We start from the raw sequence: 23070 nt of genomic DNA on the forward strand, positions 1-23070 counted from the left end.
GACGCGTCGCCGGGCCGGCCATGGCGGCAAGCTTCGGGAATCCGGGGCGGACCGCGGGCTTGGGCCGGACGCGATCCGGGTGCGCGGCGCCAAAGTTTCTGCGTTGCCGGCAACGTGCTACACTGCTTCTCACGTCGATTTGATTTCAGCTTGCGGACGTGGGGGAATCTCCCCGAAACAGCTAAAGCGAGGCCTAGACAGATGGATTTCGAGCCCGTTTTGCTGACCAGCGAAACGGGCTTTTCTTTTTTTGGCCGACGGGCGGGCCGATCCAATGACGAGATATACGATGGACTCCTTCGATTTCGACACCCTGGCGGTGCGCGCGGGCACGCAGCGCTCCGAGTTTGGTGAGCATTCCGAGGCGCTGTACCTGACCTCGAGCTTTGTCTTCAAGAGCGCGGCCGAAGCCGCCGAACGCTTCGCGCATTCGGAGGAGGGCTTCACCTACTCGCGCTTCACCAATCCGACCGTGTCGATGTTCCAGGATCGACTGGCCGCGCTCGAAGGCGCCGAGGCGTGCATGGCGACCGCCTCGGGCATGAGCGCGATCGTCTCGGTCGTGATGTCGGCGCTGTCCGCCGGCGACCATCTCGTGAGTTCGCGCAGTATTTTCGGCTCCACGCTCAACGTTTTCTCCACGATCTTCAATCGCTTCGGTGTCGAGACCACGTTCGTCGATCCCACGGATCTCGACGCCTGGCGCGCGGCGATTCGACCGAACACGAAGATGTTCTTCCTGGAAACGCCGTCGAACCCGCTCACCGATATCGCCGACATTACCGCCATCGGCAAGATCGCGAAGGAAGCGGGCGCGCTGTTCGTCGTCGACAACTGCTTCTGCACCCCGGCATTGCAGCGCCCGATCGAGTATGGCGCCGACGTCGTCGTGCACTCAGCGACCAAGTATCTGGATGGCCAGGGCCGCGTGCTGGGCGGCGCGATCGTCGGTACGAAGGAATTCATCATGGGCAAGGTCTTCCCGTTCGTGCGAAGCGCGGGCCCCACGCTCTCGGCGTTCAACGCATGGGTGCTGCTCAAGGGCATGGAGACGCTGTCGCTGCGCGTGGAGAAGCAATCCGCGAACGCACTGATCATTGCGCAATGGCTCGAGAAACAGCCGCAGGTCGCGCGCGTGTACTACCCCGGGCTGCCGTCGCACCCGCAGTACGCCCTGGCCCAGCGTCAGCAGAAGGCGGGCGGCGCGATCGTGGCCTTCGAGCTCAAGGGGGCAACGCCGGCCGAGCAACGCGAGAACGCATGGCGTGTGATCGACAACTCGCAGGTGTGTTCGATCACGGGTAACCTCGGCGATACGCGTACGACGATCACGCATCCGGCGAGCACCACGCACGGTCGCATCACGCCCGAGGCCCGCGCGGCCGCCGGCATCACGGAGGGGCTGATTCGCCTGGCCGTGGGGCTGGAGTCGCCGGCCGACATCCAGGCGGATCTGGCGCGCGGTTTCGCAAAGTGAGTGGAGCCGACGTCATGAGCCGATTCTGGAGTGCGGGCGTTGCCAACCTGACGCCGTACGTCCCCGGTGAGCAGCCGCAGATGCAGCGGCTCATCAAACTCAATACCAACGAGAATCCGTACGGGCCGTCGCCGCGGGTGCTCGCCGCGATTCGCGAGGCGCTCGGCAGCGATGCGGACGCGCTCAAGCTTTACCCCGATCCTGACGCGCGTCGCTTCAAGCAGGCCATTGCCAGGCGTTTCGGTCTGGACGTGGCGAATGTGCACGTGGGTAACGGGTCCGACGAGGTGTTGGCAAACGTGTTTCAAGGCTTGCTCAAGCACGACAAGCCGATTCTCTATCCGGACATCACCTACAGCTTCTACCCGGTGTACTGCGGGCTGTACGGCGTGGCCTTCGAGAACGTGCCGCTCACCGAGACGTTCGAAATCCGTGTCGACGATTACCTGAAGCCCAACGGCGGCATCATCTTCCCCAACCCCAATGCCCCGACGGGGCGCGTGCTGGCCTCGGGCGAGATCGAACGGCTGCTGGCGGGCAATCCGGATTCGGTGGTGGTGATCGACGAGGCGTACATCGATTTCGGTGGCGAGAGCGCCGCGACGCTCATCGGCAGATATCCGAATCTTCTGGTCGTGCAAACGCTGTCGAAGTCCCGCTCGCTCGCGGGGCTGCGCCTGGGCTTCGCCATGGGGCATCCCGACCTGATCGAAGCGCTCGAGCGCGTGAAGAACAGCTTCAACTCGTATCCGCTCGATCGGCTCGCGCAAGCGGCCGGTGTGGCGGCCATCGAGGACGAGACGTATTTCGACGAGACGCGGCGCGCGGTGATCGCCAGCCGCGAGGCGCTGGTGGCGCGGCTGACGGCCCTCGGCTTCGAGGTGCTGCCGTCTGCCGCGAACTTCGTGTTCGCGCGTCACCCGTCGCACGACGCGGCGCAACTGTCCGCCGCGCTGCGCGAGCGCTCGATCATCGTGCGTCACTTCAAGCAGGCGCGCATTGCGCAGTTCCTGCGCATTACGGTGGGGACGGAAGCGGAGTGCCAGGCGCTGACCGATGCGCTTCGCGAGGTGCTGCACGCACAATGAACGGTGCTTCGGGACGACTACGCGTCATGCGAGATCGTCCCGACGGCCGGGCGATCCCAGCCGCGTCTAACGCGATTGGCCGCTATCCGCGGCTTCGAGCGACGCAAGGCGCGCCGCGGGCGAGCGGGCGATGATGGCAAGCTGCATGCCGAAGCCGACGGCCATGGCAAAAAGACAGGCTTTTGCGCCGTGCCCGGATGCGATTGCGGCCCCCAGAAACGCACCTAACGGTCGTGCGCCGCAGGTTGCCGTCATCGTGACAGCCGACACGCGCGCGACCAGGCCGCCGGGGGTGACGATCTGGCGCAGCGACGTCGTGGAGATCGTCCAGACGATCGGGCCGAAGCCAAACAGGAAGAAGGCCGCGAACACGACGCCGTAGGCGCCCGGACCACGCGGCACCACGGTGGTGGCGCACATCAGCAGTGCCGCGAGCCCGGCGCAGATCGGGCCAAGGAGGATCTGCCGTCCGAAGCGCAGGCGGTTTGCCACACGTGCGTAACCCATCGCCCCGCACACCATCCCGAATCCATAGGTCCCCAGCGCGGCGCCGACCGCTTGCGGCGAGAACCCGAGTGCGTCGATGGCGTGGAACGCGAAGACGGACAACAACAGATACCACGCGGTATTGAAGACGAACGCCGTCGCCACGATGGGGCGCAGATACCGATTGCGGACGATGAAACGCACCCCTTCGCCGAGTTCATGAACGAAGTGTCGTCGCGCACCGGTGCGCGGGGTTTCCGCTGGCAGCCGGGACAGCCAGAATGCGCTGGCGAGCGACAGCGCGAGGGCGGTCGCGAAGGCGAACAGCCCGGAGGCCACGCCCGCCAGCACGCCACCGATGGCTGGTCCGGCGGTGAAGGCAACGCTGCGGGCCGTCTCCAGTCGCCGGTTCGCGGTGAGCAGATGGGCCGGGCCGACGAGCGCGGCGACCAGCGAGGGGGCCGCCGCGCCGAAGACCACGGTCCCCGTCGCTATCGCGAAGCCCAGCGCGCCCAGTGAAGCGAGCGTGAGCCAGTGCATCCGGAACAGGAGGAAGAGCACGAGGAGCGCCGCGGCACGCAGCAGCTCCGTCGAGATCATGAGCGGCTTGCGACGATAACGGTCCGCAAGCACGCCGGCAGGCAGAGAGAGCAGCAGAAACGGCAACGTGGTGGCCGCTTGCAACGTGGCGGTCTGCTCGGCTGAGGCGCGCAACGCGATGACGGCCACGATCGGGATGACCGCAAGCGTCATCTGTTCGCTGAATTGCGCAGCGAGGTTCGCGCGCGAGAGCGATGTGACGAGCACATGCATCGACTCGCCGGTGCAGGGCGCGGCGCGTGCATCGGACTCCGAGTCGACGTGCGCATTGATGTGCGCATCGATGTGCGTATCGACGCGTACATCGGGCGGAAAATCGGCGGGCAACGGGCGGCGGGGCAGGGGCGGCGGTGCGTCTGTCATCGGCATCTCTTCGAAGCGGGGATCTCGAAGGGAGTCTAGTCAGATGGCCGCGATCAAACGCTCCGTTTCTTGCGGTTGAATTCGACGTCGCGACGACTCAACCGGTATCGCTGGTAAGGGCACCGTTGGCGGGGCCCTTGGCGTTACGCACCTTCCCGACCCTTCCCGCCACTCCCGGCGCTTTGCGCGCCTCGTGCGCGCTGCGCGCCGGACGCCGCGTCGGACACGCTTGCCGCCGGTCGGTAGGCCATGCCGTTGATGCGGCGTGGCGCGGGGACGAACGCATCGCTCAGCACATCGCGCGACGCGTCATAGTAGGGCGTGCCGATGTCCAGAAGGCCGAGCATCGTATGCTCGAGCTGATCGGTCTGGTAGGGGCGCGACTCCAGCGAGGCGCGGCGTTGCGCATCGATGGCGCTGCGCGTCCAGACGATCATCGGAATTTCGTAACCCGACGCGTCGGCCACCGACTGCCCGGTGTGGTTTCGGGTATGCCCCACTTCCTGTGCGTGATCCGAGCTGAACAGCAGGCTCGCGTCGGCCGACGCATCGGTCGACATCGTCTTGCGGATCAGACTGGCGACGACGAAATCGTTGTAGGCGATGGCGTTGTCGTACTCGTTGCGCAGGCGCCGCACCCAGAGCGAGCGCCCCTGGGCCTTGAGCCCGGCCATTACGGTGTCGTCCGTGTTGTGGAAGCGCGCGAAGCTCTCGGGATAGCGCATGTCATAGGTGGGATGCGCGCCGAGCAGATGCACCACGATGAGCTTGCGGGGGGCATCGTTCGCGAGGGCATGCTCGAATGCCGGCAGAAGATTGCCGTCGAAGTTGTTCTCGCCCCGGCCGAACCCCTTGTTGATGAAGACGCGTTCGTCCGCGCGATTGGCGACGAGGCCGAGCCAGCCGTCATTGGGCACCTGATTCGAGAGCCAATACGTGCGGAAACCGGCCTCCTTGGCCAGCATGATCAAGTCCGGTTGGCGTGTCCACGCGTCGGGATCGTCGAGGCTCGCGGGGGTGAGCATCTTCATGAGCGATGCCATCGTCGCCGGCTCGGACGACACCACGTCGCGAAATACGGTCAGGTCGCTGCGCAATGTGTCCAGCATCGGTGTGGTGTTGCGCGCGTAGCCATAGAGCGACATGTTGTTGCGGTTCAGGCTCTCGCCGATGACCCATACCACGGTCTTGCGGTCCGGACCGTGATATTGCACCTGCCAGTCGGTGCGCTGCGCCATGCTTTGCTCGAGCTCGCGTTGCAGCTTCTCGGCGTGCGCGAGTTGCCCCTTGTAATCGAGATAGCGCAGCGGCCAGTAGAGCAGCGGGTTCTCCTTGGCCATCGTCGGGTTCAGATGCAGGGCGAGAAAGCCCGCGAGCAGGGTGGCCACCGCGATCTGGCCGCCACGGCGCAGCGGTGGTCGCGCACCGGCGGCCTCTCGGCGTGACAGACAGCGCTCCAGCGCCACGGCCATTGCGAAAAGTCCGGCGAAGGCGGCGCTCGCCTCGGCCACGTCGCGCCAGTTGTGACGGAAGAATTCGCCGGTCTCCGATGCATTGGTGTTGAACACCGCCTGAAGCACGAGCAGATGATTCGGTCGCAAACCGAAGTAATCGCGCAGGAAACCTTTCGTAGCGGCGTCGAGAAAGAAAACGGCGATCACGCCGAGCGTGGTCGCGCTGAACCAGGCGGGCCGCGCCCGCAGCAACAGGCACAGGCCCGCCAGTCCCGGCAGAGCCGTGGTCATGAGCGCGGCACTCTTGCCCAGCTCGTTGGCGCTGAGCATGCCCAGCGCCCAGAACGCACAAAGCCCGAGCAATCCGAGCCCCAGACGATACAGAAGTGGTTTCAAGCCATCATCCCCCAATACCCCGTGGCAAGTCGCGGCGTGCCCGTCGATCCTTGCCGGCGCCATCGTCGCGCGCCGGGCAGCGACGCCATTTGACACGGAATTCGGCATTCGGTGCCGTCCCCCTGTCATTTTCGGGACGAATTTCGTCGGGTCGTCGGAACTTTCGGGCGCCGGGCGAGGGGGGCGTTCAGTGGAGGCGAGCCCCATTGGGCACGGGACGTTCAACACCGGCGAGGACGATCGCGCCGTCAGTGTCCGCGAAACCCGTCACGAGCACTTCCGAGACGATGCCGGCGATCCGCTTCGGCGGAAAATTGCATACGCAGAGCACCTGCCGCCCGACGAGCGATGCCGGCGTGTAGTGCACCGTGATCTGTGCGCTGGACGTCTTCACACCCAGTTCCCCGAGATCGACCTCCAGCACGTAGGCCGGCTTCTTCGCCTTCTCGTTGACGCGTGCGGTCACGATCGTCCCCACACGAAGTTCCACTTTCTCGAAATCCTGCCACTCGATGGTCTCGGCCATGGGCTGCTCCCGGTTCTGTTGCGATGCCTGAAAATTCCGTGAGCGTATCGGGAGCGCTGGGCCGACGGCTTGTGAATTTCTGCACACGGGGCGTCGACGCGCCTCAGTGCGCCGCGTCGCGTGCGCCATGTTCGCGTCGCCATGTCGCGGGCGTGAGACCGAAGTGCTGGCGAAACGCGTGGGTCAGGGCGCTCTGGTCGTTGAATCCAACCTCCAGTGCGATGTCCGCGAGCGCGGTGTCGTCGGCCACGAGCAGCGCGGCTGCACGGGCGAGCCGCAGACGCATGAGGTGACGGTGCGGCGTCTCGCCGGCCATGGCGACGAAACAGTCGTGGAAGTGGCGTACGCTCATGCCGGCCTCGCGCGCGAGGGTCGCGGTATCCGGCGGCGCGGCCAGGTCGGCATGCAGCCGGGCGTCGATGTGGGCCAGATTCAACCGGACCGTGCGAGACGCGTGGCGCGCCGGCGCCAGTCGCGACGTCAGCGCCATGAGCCATTCGCGCACGACGGGGTCGTGTTCGTTGAGCGGCTGCCCGCCAGCGAGGCTCGCACTCACACGTTGTGCGAGCGCCAGCAGCCGGGCGTCGAGCGCGAAGAAGGCCTCATGCGCAAACGCGCGTGCGGTGCCGGTGATCTCGGCCACGCGCGCGGGAACGTCGAGCACGACCTGGCGATTCGGGCCGTCGCCGCGATAGTCGTGACGCACGCCGGCGGGAATCACCACGCCGTTGCGCGCGCTCACGCGACCGGACTGTGCCGTCTCGCCGTCGAGCGACAACGCCATGCGTCCCGAGAGCCCGATCACGACTTGGTGAAAGTCGTGGATGTCGGTGCTGTGCGTTGGACGGTATTCGCGCAGTTCGAGGATGGGGCCGGACATGACGGAAAGCGGTTCGGAAGGCACGTGGCGGAGGCTCACGACGCTCGGCTATGGCGCATTATCGCCCACGTGCGGCGTTGGTGCGCGCTACAGGGGACCGTTGCCGCCGAGGTCATGCGAAGCGGGCGAGCGATGTCCGAGGGGCAAGGCGGGAAATTCCGATGCCGCACTCGGACTGTGCCGCGAATGCACGCACTCGGCTGATATAATGATGGCTTCCCAATGTTGGCGACCCGCCTGCGCGAGACCTTCCGCCGCGGGCGTTTTTGTTTGTTGCCGACGCGATGCACCGAAGCCAAACCATGACCACTGTCCGCACCCGCTTTGCGCCTAGCCCGACCGGATTCATCCATCTGGGCAACATCCGTTCCGCTCTCTATCCGTGGGCGTTCGCGCGTCACAACCACGGCGCGTTCGTGCTGCGCATCGAAGACACCGATCTCGAGCGCTCGACCCCGGAAGCCGTACAGGTCATTCTCGAGGGCATGGCCTGGCTCGGTCTCGACTATGACGAGGGCCCGTTCTACCAGATGCAGCGCATGGATCGCTATCGCGAGGTGCTCGCGCAATTGAAGGCTGCCGGTCACGTCTACCCGTGCTACATGAGCATGGAAGAACTCGACGAATTGCGCGAGCAGCAGCGTGCGCGCGGCGAGAAGCCGCGTTACGACGGCCGCTGGCGTCCGGAGCCGGGCAAGGTGCTGCCCGAGCCGCCCGTGGGCGTGCAGCCGGTGCTGCGCTTCAAGAACCCGCTCACGGGCAGCGTGGTGTGGGAGGACGCGGTCAAGGGGCGGATCGAAATCTCCAACGAGGAACTCGACGATCTCGTGATCGCGCGCCCGGATGGCACGCCCACGTATAACTTCTGCGTGGTCGTGGACGACATCGACATGGACATCACGCATGTGATTCGCGGCGACGACCACGTGAACAACACGCCGCGCCAGATCAACATCTTCGAAGCGCTCGGCAAGCAGCCGCCGGTCTACGCGCATCTGCCCACGGTGCTCAACGACCAGGGCGAGAAGATGTCCAAGCGCAATGGCGCCATGAGCGTGGTGCAGTACCGCGAAGAAGGCTTCCTGCCCGAGGCCGTGGTGAACTATCTGGCCCGACTCGGCTGGGCGCATGGCGACGCGGAAGTCTTCACGCGCGACCAGTTCGTCGCTTGGTTCGACCTCGAGCATCTGGGCAAGTCGCCGGCGCAGCACAATCCCGAAAAGCTGCTGTGGTTGAACAACCAGTACCTGAAGCAGGCCGACAACGAGCGTCTGGCCGGGTTGACCGAGCCGTTCCTGCAAAAGGCGGGCGTGTCGATCGAGGGCGGCCCGTCGCTCTCCGGCGTGGTGGGTCTGTTCAAGGACCGCGCGAATACCGTCAAGGACATCGCGCAAAGCGCGGAAATGTTCTATCGCAAGCCGGCGCCGTCGGACGCCGACCTCGCGCAACACATGACGGACGCCGCACGCGCCGCGGTGAAGGATCTCGCCACGGCGCTCGCGGCACTGCCCGAGTGGAAGAAGGAAGCGATCTCGCCGGTGTTCAAGGCGACGCTCGCGCAGCACGGGATGAAGATGCCGCAGCTCGCGATGCCGGTGCGTCTGCTGGTGGTCGGCACCACGCACACCCCGTCGATCGACGCCGTGCTCGAGTTGCTCGGCCGCGACACGGTGCTGGCGCGTCTTGGCAACTGACACTCGCCGATATCGCGACCAGCGCGACCGGCGCGACCAGCGCGGCTGAAGCGGACGCCGCCGCGCCCGATGTGTCGACGTGGCGACGTGGCGACGTACCATGCAAAAACCCCGGGATGCGCGAGCATCGCCGGGGTTTTTTACGCGGGGCGCGAGGGTACGTTGCGGCCCTTGGCTATCCGTTCGTGAGCGGCGGCGTGCCGATTACGCCTGTGGGCCGTCTTCCTTGGCGGCCGGGGCGGGCGCCCGCTTCGTCGACGCCGGTCGTTGCGTGCGCGAGTAGCCTTCGAGCAGGTTGACCATCTGCGCGTAGATCTTCGGATTGCCCGCGAGGATCTCGCCTTCGAACAGGAAGTTCGATTCGCCGGTGTAATTGCCCACCAGACCCCCCGCCTCGGTAATCAGCAGGCTGCCGGCGGCCATGTCCCAGGCGTTCAGACCCTGTTCGAAGAAGCCGTCCATTCGGCCCGCGGCGACGTTCGCCAGATCGAGCGCGGCGGCGCCCGGGCGTCGGATGCCGGCGCAATGCTCGGTCATCGTGCCGAACATCTTGAGGTAATTCTCCACGCCCTGCAGATCGCGGAACGGGAATCCGGTGCCGATCAGGCCATCGGCCAGGCGATCGCGCCGCGACACCCGGATGCGCTTGCCGTCGAGGAACGCACCCCGGCCGCGCGAGGCGGTGAAGAGTTCGTTGCGCGTCGGGTCATAGATCACGGCCTGCGAGACGATACCCTTGTGGGCAAGCGCGATCGAAGTGCAGTAATAGGGCAGACCATGAATGAAGTTGGTCGTGCCATCGAGCGGATCGATGATCCACTGATATTCCGAATCGCCATTGCCATGTTCCTCGCCGGTTTCTTCGGCAAGGATGGCGTGGTCGGGGTAAGCCTGGAGGAGGGTTTCGATGATCGCCAGCTCAGCCGCCTTGTCCACTTCCGTCACGAAGTCATTGTGCTGCTTCTTGCTGACCTTGACAGTATCGATGTCGAGGGAGGCACGGCTGATGATGTTGCCGGCGCGGCGCGCGGCCTTCACCGCGATATTGAGCATGGGATGCTGCATGACAGATTCCTGTTAAGGCCACCGCCGACGATACGCGCAACCCATTCTCTGGGCGGGCCGGCAGGCATGGCAGACAAAGCGAACAAATTGAGCAAGAGCGATGCCCGACAAGCACGACCCCCCGAAGGTGTCGAGGCGATTGCCGGGCGAAAACGCGCATTCTAACAAAAATACGGCCGACGCGCTGGCGTGTCTGTGGATTCTGACCCTTTTTCACGTTTTGCCGAGGGACCCTTCGTTGGGGGGCGGGCCATGTAAGTCGGCCCGCAGCGTGCGCATTTCAGGGCAAAATAGCGACGTTTGCCGCCGGGCCGCCCATTGAGGGGGGCCGGATCGCCCGCAGGGTGCTTGCCTTTCCACCTCATCAGGTTTTTTCGCCACCATCGCCGTCCCATGCCTTTGTCCGCTCCCACTCATTCGTCGCCACTGTTCGATCAAGTGCGTTTCGTGCTCAACGAGACCAGCCATCCCGGGAACGTCGGCTCCGCAGCCCGGGCGATCAAGACGATGGGGTTCGGCAGTCTCGTGCTGGCCGCGCCGCGTGCCGGGGCGGACGTTCTGCGCGATCCGGACGCGGTGGCGCTTGCGAGCGGGGCCGACGACGTGCTGGCCAACGCGCGGGTCGTGGCCGACCTCGACGCCGCATTGGCGGGCGTGAGCTGGGCGGTGGCGCTCTCCGCGCGTTCGCGCGAATACGGACCACCCAACGCCGAGCCGCGCGAGAGCGCCGCGATGGCGGTGCAGCACGCGGGGCAGGGCGAGACTGTCGCGTTCGTCTTCGGCAGCGAGCGCACCGGACTTTCGAATGCCGACGTGGAGCGTTGCAACGCGCTGGTGCACATCCCCGCCAACCCGGTGTACAGCTCGTTGAATCTTTCCCAGGCGGTGCAACTGATCGCCTACGAAGTGCGCCTCGCGTGTCTGGCGCACGAACGGGGCGAGCCGATGAACACGCCGATCGTGGCGCCCGCGGTCATCGATGCCACGGGGCACGAGGCGCTCGCCACGCGCGACGACGTCGAGGGCATGCTCGCGCACCTGGAGCGAGCGCTCGTCGACCTCGATTTCCTCGATCCCGACAATCCGAAGAAGCTCATGACGCGCCTGCGCCGGCTCTTCGCCAAGAGTCATCTGGAGCGCGAGGAAGTCAACATCCTCCGGGGTATCGCGAAGCACATCCTCGAGCGCAAGGTGCGCCGCTGAGGTGGCGCACCTTGCGCGCCTGCAAACTTCGCGAAAACGCCATACAATTTCCCGTCATAAGCTCATCAGCCTTCGCGGATATGAACCGTTTGCGCCAGCGTTGCGCCGCCTCCCTGCCTTATCACGTGCACTGTTAGCCCTGCGCCGACCCGAGTGACCTGCGCCGCTGCGTGCGCCGCCGTCACTCACACCGCACTGCAACGCCCGCCGATCACGGCCGGTGCCCTTGCTCCAGACATCACCCTCCGCGCCGATCCGCCGCTCCTCTGCCGGGTGGGCGGGAAGCGCTTCACAGGATCGAATCAGGCTCATGTTCACTCGTCTTCGCGAAGATATCGCCGCCATCCGGCAAAAGGATCCCGCCGCCCGCAGCAACTGGGAAGTCCTCACGTGCTACCCCGGCTTGCACGCCGTCATGCTGCATCGCGTGGCGCACGCGTGCTGGACGTCGGGCTTCAAGTGGCTCGGTCGATACGTCTCGCAGTACGCCCGCTTTCTCACCGGGATCGAAATCCATCCGGGCGCGACGTTGGGTCGCCGGGTCTTCATCGATCACGGGATGGGGGTGGTGATCGGCGAGACTGCCGTTATCGGCGACGATTGCACGATCTACCAGGGCGTCACGCTCGGGGGGACATCGCTGGCGCGCGGCGCCAAGCGCCACCCGACGCTGGAGGCCGGTGTCATCGTCGGCGCGGGTGCCAAGGTGCTGGGTGGCTTCACGGTCGGCGAAGGGGCGAAGATCGGCTCGAACGCCGTCGTCGTCAAGGCCGTGCCCGCGGGCGGTACCGCCGTGGGGAATCCGGCGCGCGTCATTCGTCCGAACGCGCCGAAGGACGATGCGCAGGCAAGGCGGGATGATCAGGGACGCAAGGCGGAGTTCTCGGCGTACGGCATCGCGCCGAACGCCGACGATCCCGTATCGCTGGCCATCCATGGGTTGATCGAGAACGCGACCGACCAGGCACACAAGATCGATGTCATGGTGGCGGCGCTCAATCAGCTCGGCGCACACCTCGAAGCGCTCGGCGCGAGCAAGATCGATACCGCCGAGCTGCGCAAGCTCGGCAAGGAAATCCAGGACATGTGACGGACGTGCGCCGTCAGGGCTGAGAAGGCTGGGAGGGCGAGAGGTCGACGGCGCGCAACCCGCGCGCATCCCATTGCAGATAGCCGCCGCGCGGGGGCGCCACGTCGAACTCCCAGTCGGGTAGCACCCACCGAACGCGACGCCCGTGGGCATGCCGCGCGGGCCGATGCGTGTGGCCGTGCACGAGCGTGCGCTCGCCGGCGGCGTCGAGCAGTGCGTCGATGGCGTGGGCGTTGGCGTCCGCGTAACCCATGCGGTGCGCACCCTTGGCGGCGCTACGCCGCCGCACGCGCTCCGCGATCGCCATGCGCAGGCGCAGCGGCAGGCTCAGGAAAAAGCGCTTGCCGAGCGGCGAGTGGGCAATGCGGCGAAAGCGCTGATACCCAACGTCATCGGTGCACAACTGGTCGCCGTGACTGAGCACGAGCGCCTGACCCAGAAACGAAAAGACGCACGGATCGTCGAGCATTACCGCACCGGCGGCACGGGCGAATCGCGCGCCGAGCAGGAAATCGCGGTTGCCGCGCATCACGGCGATGGGCACACCGCTTGCCGACAATTCCGCCATGGCCGCCGTCATGCGACGGGCGAACGCACCCAGGGGTTCGGGGCCGGACACTTCAGGGGCAGGGGGGGCGAGGCGGGGTGGCAGGTCGGCGCCGAGCATGTCGTCGCCGATCCAGTATTCGAACAGATCGCCGAGAATGAAAAGCACGGACGCTTCGCGCGCGGGGCCGCGCAGGAAGTCCTCGAAGACTTGCACCGTACGCGGCAGCGCCGGCGAGAGGTGAAGATCGGAAATGAAAAGCGCGGGCCCGTCGCCCCGAGGTGTCACAGGGCATTGCGGGCACCGCGCAGTCGATACGGGCATCGATTGTCGCAGTCGGCAGGTGGCTTACGCGACGATCACTGCTTTCTCGATGATGACGTCCTCGACCGGCACGTCCTGGTGAAAGCCCTTCGATCCGGTCTGCACGCCCTTGATCTGGTCGACGATCTCCTGGCCTTGGACGACCTTGCCGAACACGGCGTAGCCCCAGCCTTGCGGCGTGGGCGAGCTGTGGTTCAGGAAGTCGTTGTCATTCACGTTGATGAAGAACTGCGCCGTGGCCGAGTGCGGATCGTTCGTGCGGGCCATGGCCAGCGTGTACTTGTCGTTCTTCAGGCCGTTGTTGGCTTCGTTCTCGATCGGGGCGTCCGTCTGCTTTTGCTTCATGCCCGGTTCGAAGCCGCCGCCCTGGATCATGAAGCCGTTGATTACGCGGTGGAACACCGTGTTGTCGTAGAAGCCCTTCTTGACGTAGTTCAGGAAGTTCTCGACCGTCTTCGGCGCCTTGGCGGCGTCCAGTTCGATGCGGATGACGCCGTGATTCGTTTGCAGTTCAACCATGATGCTTTCCTTCTGAAGAAATGGTCCCTGTGGGCCGGAGGATTTCAGCGCTTGACCACGCTGGCCGATTCGATCACGACCGGCGTGGCCGGCACGTCTGCGTACATGCCACTGCGGGTCGTGGCAACACCCTTGATTTTCTCGACGGTATCCATGCCGGACACCACTTTGCCGAATACGGTATAGCCATATCCGTCGGGGTTCGGGTAATCCAATGACGCATTATCCTTCACATTGATGAAGAATTGCGCGGTCGCGGAATTCGGATCGGACGTGCGCGCCATGGCGATGGTGCCCGTCAGATTCTTCAGGCCGTTCTTCGATTCGATCGGCACGGGCGCGCGCGTGGGCTTTTGCTGCATGTCGGGCGTGAAGCCGCCGCCCTGGATCATGAAGTTGTTGATCACGCGGTGAAAGATCGTGCCGTTGTAGAAGCCGCTGTTGACGTATTGCAGGAAGTTGTCGACAGTCTTCGGAGCGGCCTTCGGATTGACTTCGACCACGAAATTGCCGGCCGATGTCTTGAACAGTACCTGCGGTTGCACATTCTGTGCCATCGCGCTCACGCTCGCACCCGACAGGGCGGCGGCGACGATGAAGGTGCCGGCGCTGCCGAGCAGCGCGCGACGCAGGCGATTCGGAAAGGACATGAGTGTCTCCGTTGCGAGGAAGGGGCGATCGAGTTCGATTCGATTCGCAGGCGGGCGCCGGGTTCTCAATTTCCCGACTTGCCGATGTTTTTGAGTGCGCCGGCCTCGCCCGATTTCGCCGGCGCGGGTGCCTGGCTGACCGGCTTGGCGCGTTGTGGGGCAAGCATGTCCGAGAGCAGCTTCTCGCGGTTCGACACGCGCGCCGTGGGCGCGAGCCTGAGCGATTTCTGATAAGCCTGTTGCGCAAGCTTGGCGTAGATGTCACCCAGGTTGGCGTACGCCACGGCGAAGCCTGGATTATTGCGGATCGCGTTTTCCAGGGCGGCGCGCGCCTTGTCGTACTCGCCTGCCTGCGCGTACAGCGCCGCGAGATTGTTGTATGGCTCGGGCAGTTCCGGGAAATCCTGGGTGAGTGCGGTGAAGTCGTCGATGGCTTCCGCGTTACGGCCCATTTCCATGAGCACACGACCGCGCGTGAAGCGCACCTGCGCGTCGCGCGGGTACTGCTTCAGATGTTCGTCGATCCTGGTCAGGGCGTCGTTGAACTTGCCGGCGTCGACCAGCTTGTTGATGGCCGACTCGCTGGCCTGCTGCGGGGTTTGCAGCGGCGCGGGCGGCGGCGGATCGATGATGGCCTGCGCACCGGCGGGCAGCGCGAACAGCACGCCCGCCAGACCCAGGGTGGCGCCCGCGAGCGTGAGGGCACGGGGGCTTCGCGCGATGGCCGCGGCCGGGCGAAGGCGGGAGAGAAGGCGCGTTGCAGGGGGCAAAAGTGACCGGCTTCGTTGCGTCATAGTGGGTGCTTGGGATACCTGAGAGGTGCGCAAGAGATGCTATACTCGGCCGCATTCTAACAAAACACCTGCGCTCGTCCCGCGCCATTTCTCCCGGTCTTTCGTGAAGTGGTGGCGGATTCGGTTCGCAGGTTCGTTTTTTCTACCGCACGGCGCGCAGCCCGCCTCGCGATGTCGCTCCCGTCACGGCATGTGGCGATGCGCCCGACATCGTCGCAGCGTCCGGCGCTGCTGGCGCCCGCTGCGACGATGGTCAAGCGCTTATCTATGGATTCACTCCGCGTCTACAACTCGCTCGCGCGAGACAAACAGCCGTTCGTACCTCTTGTTCCCGGCGAAGTCCGCATGTATGTCTGCGGCATGACGGTGTACGACTACTGTCACGTCGGTCATGCGCGCGTGATGGTGGTGTTCGACATGGTGCAGCGCTGGCTGCGCACGCTCGGGTATCGGGTGACCTATGTGCGCAACATCACCGACATCGACGACAAGATCATCAAGCGCGCCGTCGAGAACGGCGAGACGCTGCGCGAACTCACCACGCGGTTCATTGCCGCCATGCATGAAGACGCCGACGCGCTCGGTGTGCAGCGTCCCGATCACGAGCCGCGTGCGACCGACTTCATTCCCCGGATGGTGGACATGATCGGCGCGCTGCAGCGCAACGGGTACGCCTATCAGGCCGACGACGGCGACGTGAACTATGCGGTTCGCAAGTTCGCCGGCTACGGACAGCTGTCCGGCAAGTCGATCGAGGACCTGCGTGCGGGCGAGCGCGTGGCGGCCAATGCGTCGAAGCAGGATCCGCTCGATTTCGTGCTGTGGAAGCGCGCGAAGGATACCGAGCCCGAGGAGTCCAAGTGGGCGTCGCCGTGGGGCGAGGGCCGTCCCGGCTGGCATATCGAATGCTCGGCGATGAGCTGCCAGCTGCTGGGCAATCACTTCGACATTCATGGCGGCGGTGCCGACCTGCAGTTCCCGCACCACGAGAATGAAATCGCGCAGAGCGAGGGCGCGACGGGCGAGACGTTCGTGAATTACTGGCTGCACAACGGCTTCGTGCGCGTGGACAACGAGAAGATGTCCAAGTCGCTGGGCAATTTCTTCACGATCCGCGAGGTGCTCGAGAAGTTCGACGCGGAAGTCGTGCGCTTCTTCATTCTTCGTGCCCAGTATCGCAGCCCGCTCAATTACAGCGACGCGCATCTCGATGACGCGCGTAGCGGTCTCACGCGGTTGTACACGGCACTCAAGGACGCCGTGGGCGACGGCGCGCCGCTGGATTGGAACGAGGCATTCGCACAGCGTTTCGCCGCGGCCATGAACGACGACTTCAACACGCCGGTGGCCATCGCCGTCCTCTTCGAACTCGCCGGCGAAATCAACCGACAGTGCGATCCCGTGCTGGTGCGCCAGCTCCAGGGGCTGGCGGCCACGCTGGGGCTGCTCGGGCGCGATCCGCAGTCGTTCCTGCAAGGGGCGACGGGGGCGGAATCGGCCGGTGACGGCGATGCGCTGCGAGCTTCCGTCGAGGCGCGCATCGAGGCACGTGCGCAGGCCAAGCGCGATCGCAATTTCGCCGAGGCCGATCGTATTCGTGCGGAGCTGCTGTCCGAAGGTATCGTGCTGGAAGATCGTCCCGGAGGCGCCACCGAATGGCGTCGTGCCTGAGCGCGGCGCATCGAGACAAAACTCATGGTGACTCGTAAATCCGTGGCCGCGAAGACCGCGACCCAATCTCCCGCCAGGGGCGCAACGAAGCCCGCCAGGGCGGCGTCGGTGCGACCTGCGCCCGCCAAGGGCGTGACCAAGTCCGACGGCAAGACGACCGTGGCCAAGGCCGGGGGAAAGACCGCCACGGCGACCAAGGCCGGCAGTGCGCGCTCGGCGGCGCCGCAAGTCTCCCCGAAGGTCGCGCGCAAGGACGCCCGGAAGGCAGCGCCGAGGCCGGCAGTGAAGGTGCCGGCCAAGACACCTGCGAAGGTGTCGGCCAGGGAGTCCGTCAAGGCGCCGACGAAGACGGGTGCGAATACACCTCGGAAGGTCGCATCGAGAGTGGCGTCGAAGTCGTCCCGCACGGCGCCTGCGTCATCCGGGGCCTCGGGTGCGGCGGCCGGCGCGGCTACCGCGCGCCGAGTCATCGCGAAGCGCGACGGTGAAACGCGCATCGTCACGCCGGAGATCGAACGCATCGAGCACGATGTCGTCGAGGAGGCGGTGACGGGCGTGGTGCCGCTACCGGTCGCGCCGGGCGCAACGCGCCCCGACTTCTGGGATCAGGCGTGCGCCGATCTGATGCGGCGCGACCGCATTCTCAAGAAATTGATTCCGCAGTTTGGCCCTGCGCATCTGACCGGGCGCGGCGAGCCGTTCGTCACGCTGGCGCGCTCCATTGTCGGTCAGCAGATTTCCGTGAAGGCCGCACAGTCCGTGTGGGATCGCGTGGTGGCGGTCTGTCCGAAGCTCACCCCGGCGCAGTTCATGAAGGCCGGTCATGACGCGCTTGCCGGGTGCGGGCTGTCGCGCCGCAAGGCCGAATACATCCTCGACCTGGCCACGCATTTCAAATCGGGCGCGCTGCACGTCGACGCCTGGGCGAGCATGGAAGACGAGGCCGTTATCGCCGAATTGACCGGCATTCGCGGCATCGGCCGCTGGACGGCGGAGATGTTTCTGATGTTCAACCTCATGCGCCCCGATGTGCTTCCGCTCGACGACGTGGGGCTGATCAATGCCATCAGCGTCAACTATTTCAGCGGCGAACCCGTCACGCGCAGCGAAGCGCGTGAAGTGGCCGCCAACTGGGAGCCGTGGCGCTCCGTCGCCACGTGGTACATGTGGCGAAGTCTCGAACCGGTGCCGGTCGAATACTGATTGTTTTGCCCAGGACGTATAATCCGCGTCCATTCCGTTTCATCCAGCCATTATTGACGTCTATTGTGAGTTGCGAGTCGATGAAAGTTGTCTATGTCGACCGGGTAGACGTTGCCGGCGGTACAATACGCTGCCGCATTTCCGGGGAAACCTGATGAAGAACACCTTTTTGGATTTTGAACAGCCGATCGCCGAGCTCGAAGCGAAGATTGAAGAGCTGCGCTTCGTGCAAGACGACTCCGCCGTCGATATTTCCGAAGAGATCGAGCGCCTCTCCAAGAAGAGCCAGCAGCTCACCAAAGACATCTATACGAACCTGTCGCCGTGGCAGGTTTCGCAAATTTCGCGTCACCCGCAGCGTCCGTATACGCTTGACTACATTCGCGACATCTTTACCGACTTCCACGAACTGCATGGCGACCGGGCCTTCTCGGACGATCACGCGATCGTGGGCGGCATGGCGCGTTTCAACGGTCAGGCCTGCATGGTGATCGGTCACCAGAAGGGGCGCGACACGAAGGAGCGCGCCATGCGCAATTTCGGCATGCCGCGACCGGAGGGCTATCGCAAGGCCATGCGCCTGATGAAGCTCGCCGAGAAGTTCGGCCTGCCGATCTTCACGTTCGTCGATACGCCGGGGGCCTATCCGGGCATCGACGCCGAAGAGCGTGGTCAGTCGGAGGCCATCGGTCGCAACCTGTACGTGATGACCGAACTCAAGACGCCGATCATCACCACGATCATCGGCGAGGGCGGTTCGGGCGGTGCGTTGGCCGTGGCCGTCGCCGATACGGTCATGATGTTGCAGTTCTCGACCTACTCGGTCATCTCGCCCGAAGGTTGCGCATCCATCCTGTGGAAGAGTGCCGCCAAGGCGCCCGAGGCCGCGGAAGCCCTGGGCCTGACGGCGCACCGCCTGAAGGCGCTTGGCCTGATCGACAAGATCATCAATGAGCCGCTGGGCGGCGCGCATCGCGATCCGCTCGGCATGGCCGGCATGCTCAAGCGCGCACTGGCCGATTCGCTGCGTCAGTTCCAGGGCATGAGCCACAAGGAGTTGCTCGAGCGCCGCTTCGAGCGCCTGATGACTTATGGCAAATTCAAGGAAGCCGGCGCGAAGTAATTCGATGGCCGATGCGTCGTCGCCCTTGGTGGCGATGACGCCGAATCCGATGCCACATCACGATTCATCCACTGCCGCGTTCGCATCCCCCCGATGCGACGCGGCAGTTGCACATGTGGACGTCGCGTTGCGCATGGCGCTCGCCACGCCCGGCACGCCCGGCACGCCGCGTCTCGCGCTGGCCCTGAGCGGCGGGCTGGACTCGATGGTGTTGCTCGACGCGCTCGCCCGTTGGGTGCACGCGAGACGTCAGGCCGGCGACGCGGTAGCCCAGCCGCTGGCCGTCCACATTCATCACGGATTGTCTCCTCACGCTGACGATTGGCTTGCGATATGCGAGCGCGAGGCGCGTATGCGCGGCTTCGCTTTCGCATCGCATCGGGTCGACGTGCCGCGAGACGCCCGTCAGGGCACCGAAGGTGCGGCACGCGCCTTGCGTTACGAGGCGCTTGCGGCGAGTTGCCGCGAGCACGACATCGACGCACTGCTCACGGCGCACCACGCGAATGATCAGGCGGAAACCGTCCTGTTGCAGATGCTGCGCGGCGCCGGTTTGCCGGGGGTGGCGGCGATGGCCGTGGAAGGGTCGTTGCCGGGCGCCGCACGCGAGGCGACCCGCACGCGTTTGCTGCGCCCTTTGCTCGATGTCTCGCGCGAGACGATGCATGCGTACGCGAAGGCGCGCTCATTGTCCTGGGTCGAGGATCCGTCGAACGAGGATCGCCAGTATTTGCGCAACGCGCTTCGCCACGATGTCATGCCCGCCATCGCACGGCATGTGCCCGCGTATCGCGAGACGCTTGCGCGATTCGCGCGCCACGCGGCGCAAGCCCAAACACTGCTCGACCAGCTGGCGCAACTCGACTTCGACATGGCCTGCGTGCCGTGCGATGCGCATGGGGACGGGCGGGAACGATTGCAGCGCAGCCGGTTGCAGTCGCTCGATGCCGCAAGGCTTGCCAACCTGTTGCGGTTCTGGGCGGCGCGCCGCGGCCTGGCGACGCCCCCGGAGGCGCGACTCGACGAGTGGGTTCGCCAGATTCGCGATGCGCATGTCGACGCGTCGCTTGAATTGCCGCACGGCGACGCCGTGTTGCGTCTGTATCGCGATGCGTTGCAGTGGACGGCCGTCTACGACGCCGCCGGTCGCGACGACGTGGCGCCGGACGTGATGTTGCGCTGGTCAGGGGAGCGAGAGTGGCGCCTGCCCGCGTGGAAAGGAAGCATCGTCTTCACGCCGCTTTCACCGCTTTCACCGCTTTCACCGAACTCGCCGGCGACCCCGGGGGCCGCCGCCGGTGGGACGGTCGACGAACATGTGCTGCGTGCCCGGCCGTTGGTTGCGCGGGCGAGAGCGGGCGGCGAGCGGTGGCGCCAGCATGCGCGGGGGCACTCGCGTTCGCTGAAGCACTGGTATCAGAGTCGCGGCATCGCTGCGTGGTTGCGCAACGTGCCGATCGTCTGGCAGGGCGACGCGATCCTTTTCGTGCCTCGCCTCGGTATCGATGGCGGATCGCAGGGCGAGCAGGGCGGTGCTCGCTGGCAAATGACGTGGCGCGACGAGGCGTGAGCGCCGCAGCCACGGAAGCATCTCGTTCCGAAACGTCTGCGAAATGCAGCACAATCTGCCGCCGCGTGCGGCCGGCGACGGTGTGCGCAGTGCAATCTGCGCCGAACTGCCTCAGGCGCGATACATTCGTGCGATAATCAAAAGTTCGCGAATCGAAACGTCACCGATACTCCGGCGAGGGTATCCGCGCAGGATTCATAAACGGTTTTAAATCAATGTGTTAGCAATGTTATGGCTCTGATCGTACACAAATACGGCGGCACGTCGATGGGCTCGGTGGAGCGCATCAAGAATGTCGCCAAGCGCGTGGCCAAGTGGCACAAGGCCGGTCACAAGATGGTGGTGGTGCCGTCGGCGATGTCCGGCGAGACCAATCGTCTGCTGGGTCTGGCCAAGGAAATTTCGGCCCAACCCGACCCGCGCGAACTCGACGCCATTGCCGCCACCGGCGAGCAGGTGAGCGTTGGCCTGCTGGCGATTGCCCTCAAGGAAGCGGGCGTCGATGCCGTGAGCTACGCCGGCTGGCAAGTACCGATCAAGACCGACAGTGCTTTCACGAAGGCCCGCATTTCGGAAATCGACGACAAGCGCGTGATGGCCGATCTCGACGCCGGACGCGTGGTGGTCATTACCGGCTTCCAGGGGATCGATCCGAACGGCAACGTGACCACGCTCGGTCGCGGCGGCTCCGACACCTCGGCCGTGGCCGTGGCGGCCGCGCTCAAGGCCGACGAATGCCTGATCTACACCGACGTCGACGGCGTGTACACGACCGATCCGCGCGTGGTGGACGAAGCGCGCCGTCTGGACAAGGTCACTTTCGAAGAGATGCTGGAAATGGCCAGCCTCGGCTCGAAGGTGCTGCAGATCCGCTCGGTGGAGTTTGCCGGCAAGTACCAGGTCAAGACTCGTGTGCTCTCGAGCCTGACCGATCCGATGATCGCGCTCGACGAAGAAGCGCGCTCGGGCACGCTGATTACTTTTGAGGAAGACGAACAAATGGAAAAGGCCATCATCTCGGGTATCGCATTCCAGCGCGACGAGGCCAAGATCACCGTGCGCGGCGTGCCGGATCGCCCGGGCATTGCCTATCAGATCCTCGGCCCGATCGCCGACGCGAACATCGATGTCGACATGATCATCCAGAACCTGAGCGTCGAGGGGAAGACCGACTTCACGTTCACGGTGCCGCGCGGCGAATATCAGCGCGCCATGGCATTGCTGCAGAACGACGTGCAGGGTCACATCGGTGCGGCGGAAGTCGTGGGTGACCCGAAGGTCTCGAAGGTCTCGATCGTCGGCGTGGGCATGCGCTCGCACGTCGGAATCGCCAGCAAGGCGTTCCGCACGCTGTCGGAAGAGGGCATCAACATCCAGTTGATTTCGACGTCGGAAATCAAGATCTCGGTGCTGATCGACGAGAAGTACATGGAGCTCGCAGTGCGCGCGCTGCACAAGGCGTTCGAGCTCGATCAGGCATAAGCGATCCGGCGTCGTGAAGACCGGTGCCGCATATCTGTGCGAGGTGTGCGGCCCGAAGCGCGAAATGCGCGCCGTGGTGTCAGGTGATGCGCAGAAAAATCCCCTAACGTGTCGAGTGCATGACACGTACGCAAAAAAAGTTGGATTTCCATGCGCATAATGTTTGACGACACCGCGAACAGTAGGTAATATCACGCCTTCGTTACATCACCTCCCTGATGTGACGACAAGTTTGGGAGACGTGGCCGAGAGGTCGAAGGCACTCCCCTGCTAAGGGAGCATCTGGGCCAAAACCTGGATCGAGGGTTCGAATCCCTCCGTCTCCGCCAAGTCGCCTTGGCGGAACACCCCCGGCTCTTCGCGGAGAGCCGGGGGTTTTTTCTTTCCCGAGTTCGCGCGTTGGCGATATCTCGCGCGTCGGTATCATCCCATCATCCGCCTTTCGAGCGAGGATCAACATGTCGACCATCACCATCTCTTCCGGCCTGGAATACGACGACCTGCAAGTGGGCGAAGGCGCCGAAGCCGTCGCAGGCAAGACCGTCTCCGTGCACTACACGGGATGGCTCACCGACGGCACGAAATTCGACTCCAGCAAGGACCGTAACCAACCGTTCGACTTCGTGCTCGGCGGCGGCATGGTCATTCGCGGCTGGGACGAAGGCGTTCAGGGCATGAAGGTCGGCGGCAAGCGCAAGCTGGTCATTCCGCCGCAACTCGGTTACGGCGCCCGCGGCGCCGGCGGTGTGATTCCGCCCAACGCAACGCTGGTCTTCGAGGTTGAACTGTTGGACGTCTGAACCATCGAAAGCCGTACGAATACGGCATAGTCGATGCAACAGACACCCCCGGTGCCTCGCAGGCG

The 23070-nt window shown here is 64.9% G+C and carries 20 protein-coding genes and 1 tRNA gene; 12 read left to right on the plus strand and 9 right to left on the minus strand.

The window, feature by feature from the left end; all coding sequences use genetic code 11:
• Window positions 1-289 precede the first annotated feature (289 nt).
• Together W930_RS0101705 and hisC are read left to right on the plus strand one after the other, a co-directional pair.
• Window positions 290-1477 (plus strand): O-succinylhomoserine sulfhydrylase, encoded by a 1188-nt coding sequence (locus W930_RS0101705; protein ID WP_023596584.1) that lies wholly within the window; start codon window positions 290-292, stop codon window positions 1475-1477.
• A 14-nt stretch (window positions 1478-1491) separates the two neighbouring features.
• Window positions 1492-2565: a histidinol-phosphate transaminase gene (gene hisC, locus W930_RS0101710; RefSeq protein WP_023596583.1), complete on the plus strand. Its 1074-nt coding sequence runs from the start codon at window positions 1492-1494 to the stop codon at window positions 2563-2565.
• Window positions 2566-2631: 66 nt separating this feature from the next.
• Here hisC and W930_RS0101715 read toward each other — a convergent pair whose 3' ends face one another.
• The 4 genes from W930_RS0101715 to W930_RS0101730 form a co-directional block, all read right to left on the minus strand.
• The gene (locus tag W930_RS0101715; RefSeq protein WP_235195472.1) at window positions 2632-4014 is read right to left on the minus strand and encodes an MFS transporter; all 1383 of its coding nucleotides are present in this window, start codon (window positions 4012-4014) and stop codon (window positions 2632-2634) included.
• A gap of 143 nt (window positions 4015-4157) precedes the next feature.
• Window positions 4158-5864: a phosphoethanolamine transferase gene (locus tag W930_RS25605; RefSeq protein WP_023873905.1), complete on the minus strand. Its 1707-nt coding sequence runs from the start codon at window positions 5862-5864 to the stop codon at window positions 4158-4160.
• A gap of 187 nt (window positions 5865-6051) precedes the next feature.
• Complete coding sequence (locus W930_RS0101725; protein WP_023596581.1) at window positions 6052-6390, minus strand: tRNA-binding protein; 339 nt, start codon at window positions 6388-6390, stop codon at window positions 6052-6054.
• Between the two features lie 103 nt (window positions 6391-6493).
• Window positions 6494-7270: an AraC family transcriptional regulator gene (locus W930_RS0101730; RefSeq protein ID WP_023873906.1), complete on the minus strand. Its 777-nt coding sequence runs from the start codon at window positions 7268-7270 to the stop codon at window positions 6494-6496.
• Window positions 7271-7572: 302 nt separating this feature from the next.
• Here W930_RS0101730 and gltX point away from each other — a divergent pair, with 302 nt between their 5' ends.
• Window positions 7573-8964, plus strand: a complete 1392-nt coding sequence (gene gltX, locus W930_RS0101735) for a glutamate--tRNA ligase (RefSeq protein ID WP_023596579.1) — start codon at window positions 7573-7575, stop codon at window positions 8962-8964.
• A gap of 204 nt (window positions 8965-9168) precedes the next feature.
• Here gltX and W930_RS0101740 read toward each other — a convergent pair whose 3' ends face one another.
• Window positions 9169-10029 carry an inositol monophosphatase family protein gene (locus W930_RS0101740; RefSeq protein WP_023596578.1) on the minus strand — a complete coding sequence of 287 codons (861 nt, stop codon included), beginning with the start codon at window positions 10027-10029 and terminating at the stop codon, window positions 9169-9171.
• A 393-nt stretch (window positions 10030-10422) separates the two neighbouring features.
• Here W930_RS0101740 and W930_RS0101745 point away from each other — a divergent pair, with 393 nt between their 5' ends.
• Both W930_RS0101745 and cysE read left to right on the plus strand, forming a co-directional pair.
• A complete protein-coding gene (locus tag W930_RS0101745; protein WP_023873907.1) occupies window positions 10423-11232 on the plus strand; it encodes an RNA methyltransferase in 810 nt (269 codons plus the stop codon).
• A gap of 310 nt (window positions 11233-11542) precedes the next feature.
• The gene (cysE, locus tag W930_RS0101750; RefSeq protein WP_023596576.1) at window positions 11543-12322 is read left to right on the plus strand and encodes a serine O-acetyltransferase; all 780 of its coding nucleotides are present in this window, start codon (window positions 11543-11545) and stop codon (window positions 12320-12322) included.
• Window positions 12323-12335: 13 nt separating this feature from the next.
• Here the strand turns inward: cysE and W930_RS0101755 are convergent, their stop codons facing one another.
• The 4 genes from W930_RS0101755 to W930_RS25610 all read right to left on the minus strand — a co-directional run bounded on the left by W930_RS0101755 (window position 12336) and on the right by W930_RS25610 (window position 15132).
• On the minus strand, window positions 12336-13193 hold the full coding sequence (locus tag W930_RS0101755) for a UDP-2,3-diacylglucosamine diphosphatase (RefSeq protein WP_063504853.1): 858 nt from the start codon (window positions 13191-13193) through the stop codon (window positions 12336-12338).
• A 24-nt stretch (window positions 13194-13217) separates the two neighbouring features.
• Window positions 13218-13712, minus strand: a complete 495-nt coding sequence (locus W930_RS0101760) for a peptidylprolyl isomerase (protein ID WP_023596574.1) — start codon at window positions 13710-13712, stop codon at window positions 13218-13220.
• 44 nt (window positions 13713-13756) lie between these two features.
• Window positions 13757-14344 carry a peptidylprolyl isomerase gene (locus tag W930_RS0101765; RefSeq protein ID WP_024788397.1) on the minus strand — a complete coding sequence of 196 codons (588 nt, stop codon included), beginning with the start codon at window positions 14342-14344 and terminating at the stop codon, window positions 13757-13759.
• An 83-nt stretch (window positions 14345-14427) separates the two neighbouring features.
• The gene (locus tag W930_RS25610) at window positions 14428-15132 is read right to left on the minus strand and encodes a tetratricopeptide repeat protein (protein WP_023873910.1); all 705 of its coding nucleotides are present in this window, start codon (window positions 15130-15132) and stop codon (window positions 14428-14430) included.
• A 291-nt stretch (window positions 15133-15423) separates the two neighbouring features.
• Between W930_RS25610 and cysS the strand changes: the two genes are divergently transcribed.
• From cysS to W930_RS0101805, 7 genes are all read left to right on the plus strand, one after another.
• A complete protein-coding gene (gene cysS, locus W930_RS0101775) occupies window positions 15424-16827 on the plus strand; it encodes a cysteine--tRNA ligase (protein ID WP_023873911.1) in 1404 nt (467 codons plus the stop codon).
• A 24-nt stretch (window positions 16828-16851) separates the two neighbouring features.
• Entirely contained in the window at window positions 16852-18030 is a 1179-nt protein-coding gene (locus W930_RS0101780; protein WP_028730753.1) for a DNA-3-methyladenine glycosylase, read from the plus strand.
• 154 nt (window positions 18031-18184) lie between these two features.
• On the plus strand, window positions 18185-19153 hold the full coding sequence (locus W930_RS0101785; RefSeq protein WP_023596569.1) for an acetyl-CoA carboxylase carboxyltransferase subunit alpha: 969 nt from the start codon (window positions 18185-18187) through the stop codon (window positions 19151-19153).
• A 115-nt stretch (window positions 19154-19268) separates the two neighbouring features.
• The gene (tilS, locus tag W930_RS0101790; RefSeq protein WP_028730754.1) at window positions 19269-20723 is read left to right on the plus strand and encodes a tRNA lysidine(34) synthetase TilS; all 1455 of its coding nucleotides are present in this window, start codon (window positions 19269-19271) and stop codon (window positions 20721-20723) included.
• 231 nt (window positions 20724-20954) lie between these two features.
• On the plus strand, window positions 20955-22205 hold the full coding sequence (locus W930_RS0101795) for an aspartate kinase (protein ID WP_023596567.1): 1251 nt from the start codon (window positions 20955-20957) through the stop codon (window positions 22203-22205).
• A gap of 235 nt (window positions 22206-22440) precedes the next feature.
• Window positions 22441-22534, plus strand: a tRNA-Ser gene (locus tag W930_RS0101800).
• Window positions 22535-22663: 129 nt separating this feature from the next.
• A complete protein-coding gene (locus W930_RS0101805) occupies window positions 22664-23005 on the plus strand; it encodes an FKBP-type peptidyl-prolyl cis-trans isomerase (protein ID WP_023873915.1) in 342 nt (113 codons plus the stop codon).
• Window positions 23006-23070: the final 65 nt, after the last annotated feature.

This window comes from Pandoraea sp. E26, assembly GCF_000681415.1.
Taxonomy (GTDB): Bacteria; Pseudomonadota; Gammaproteobacteria; order Burkholderiales; family Burkholderiaceae; genus Pandoraea; species Pandoraea pnomenusa.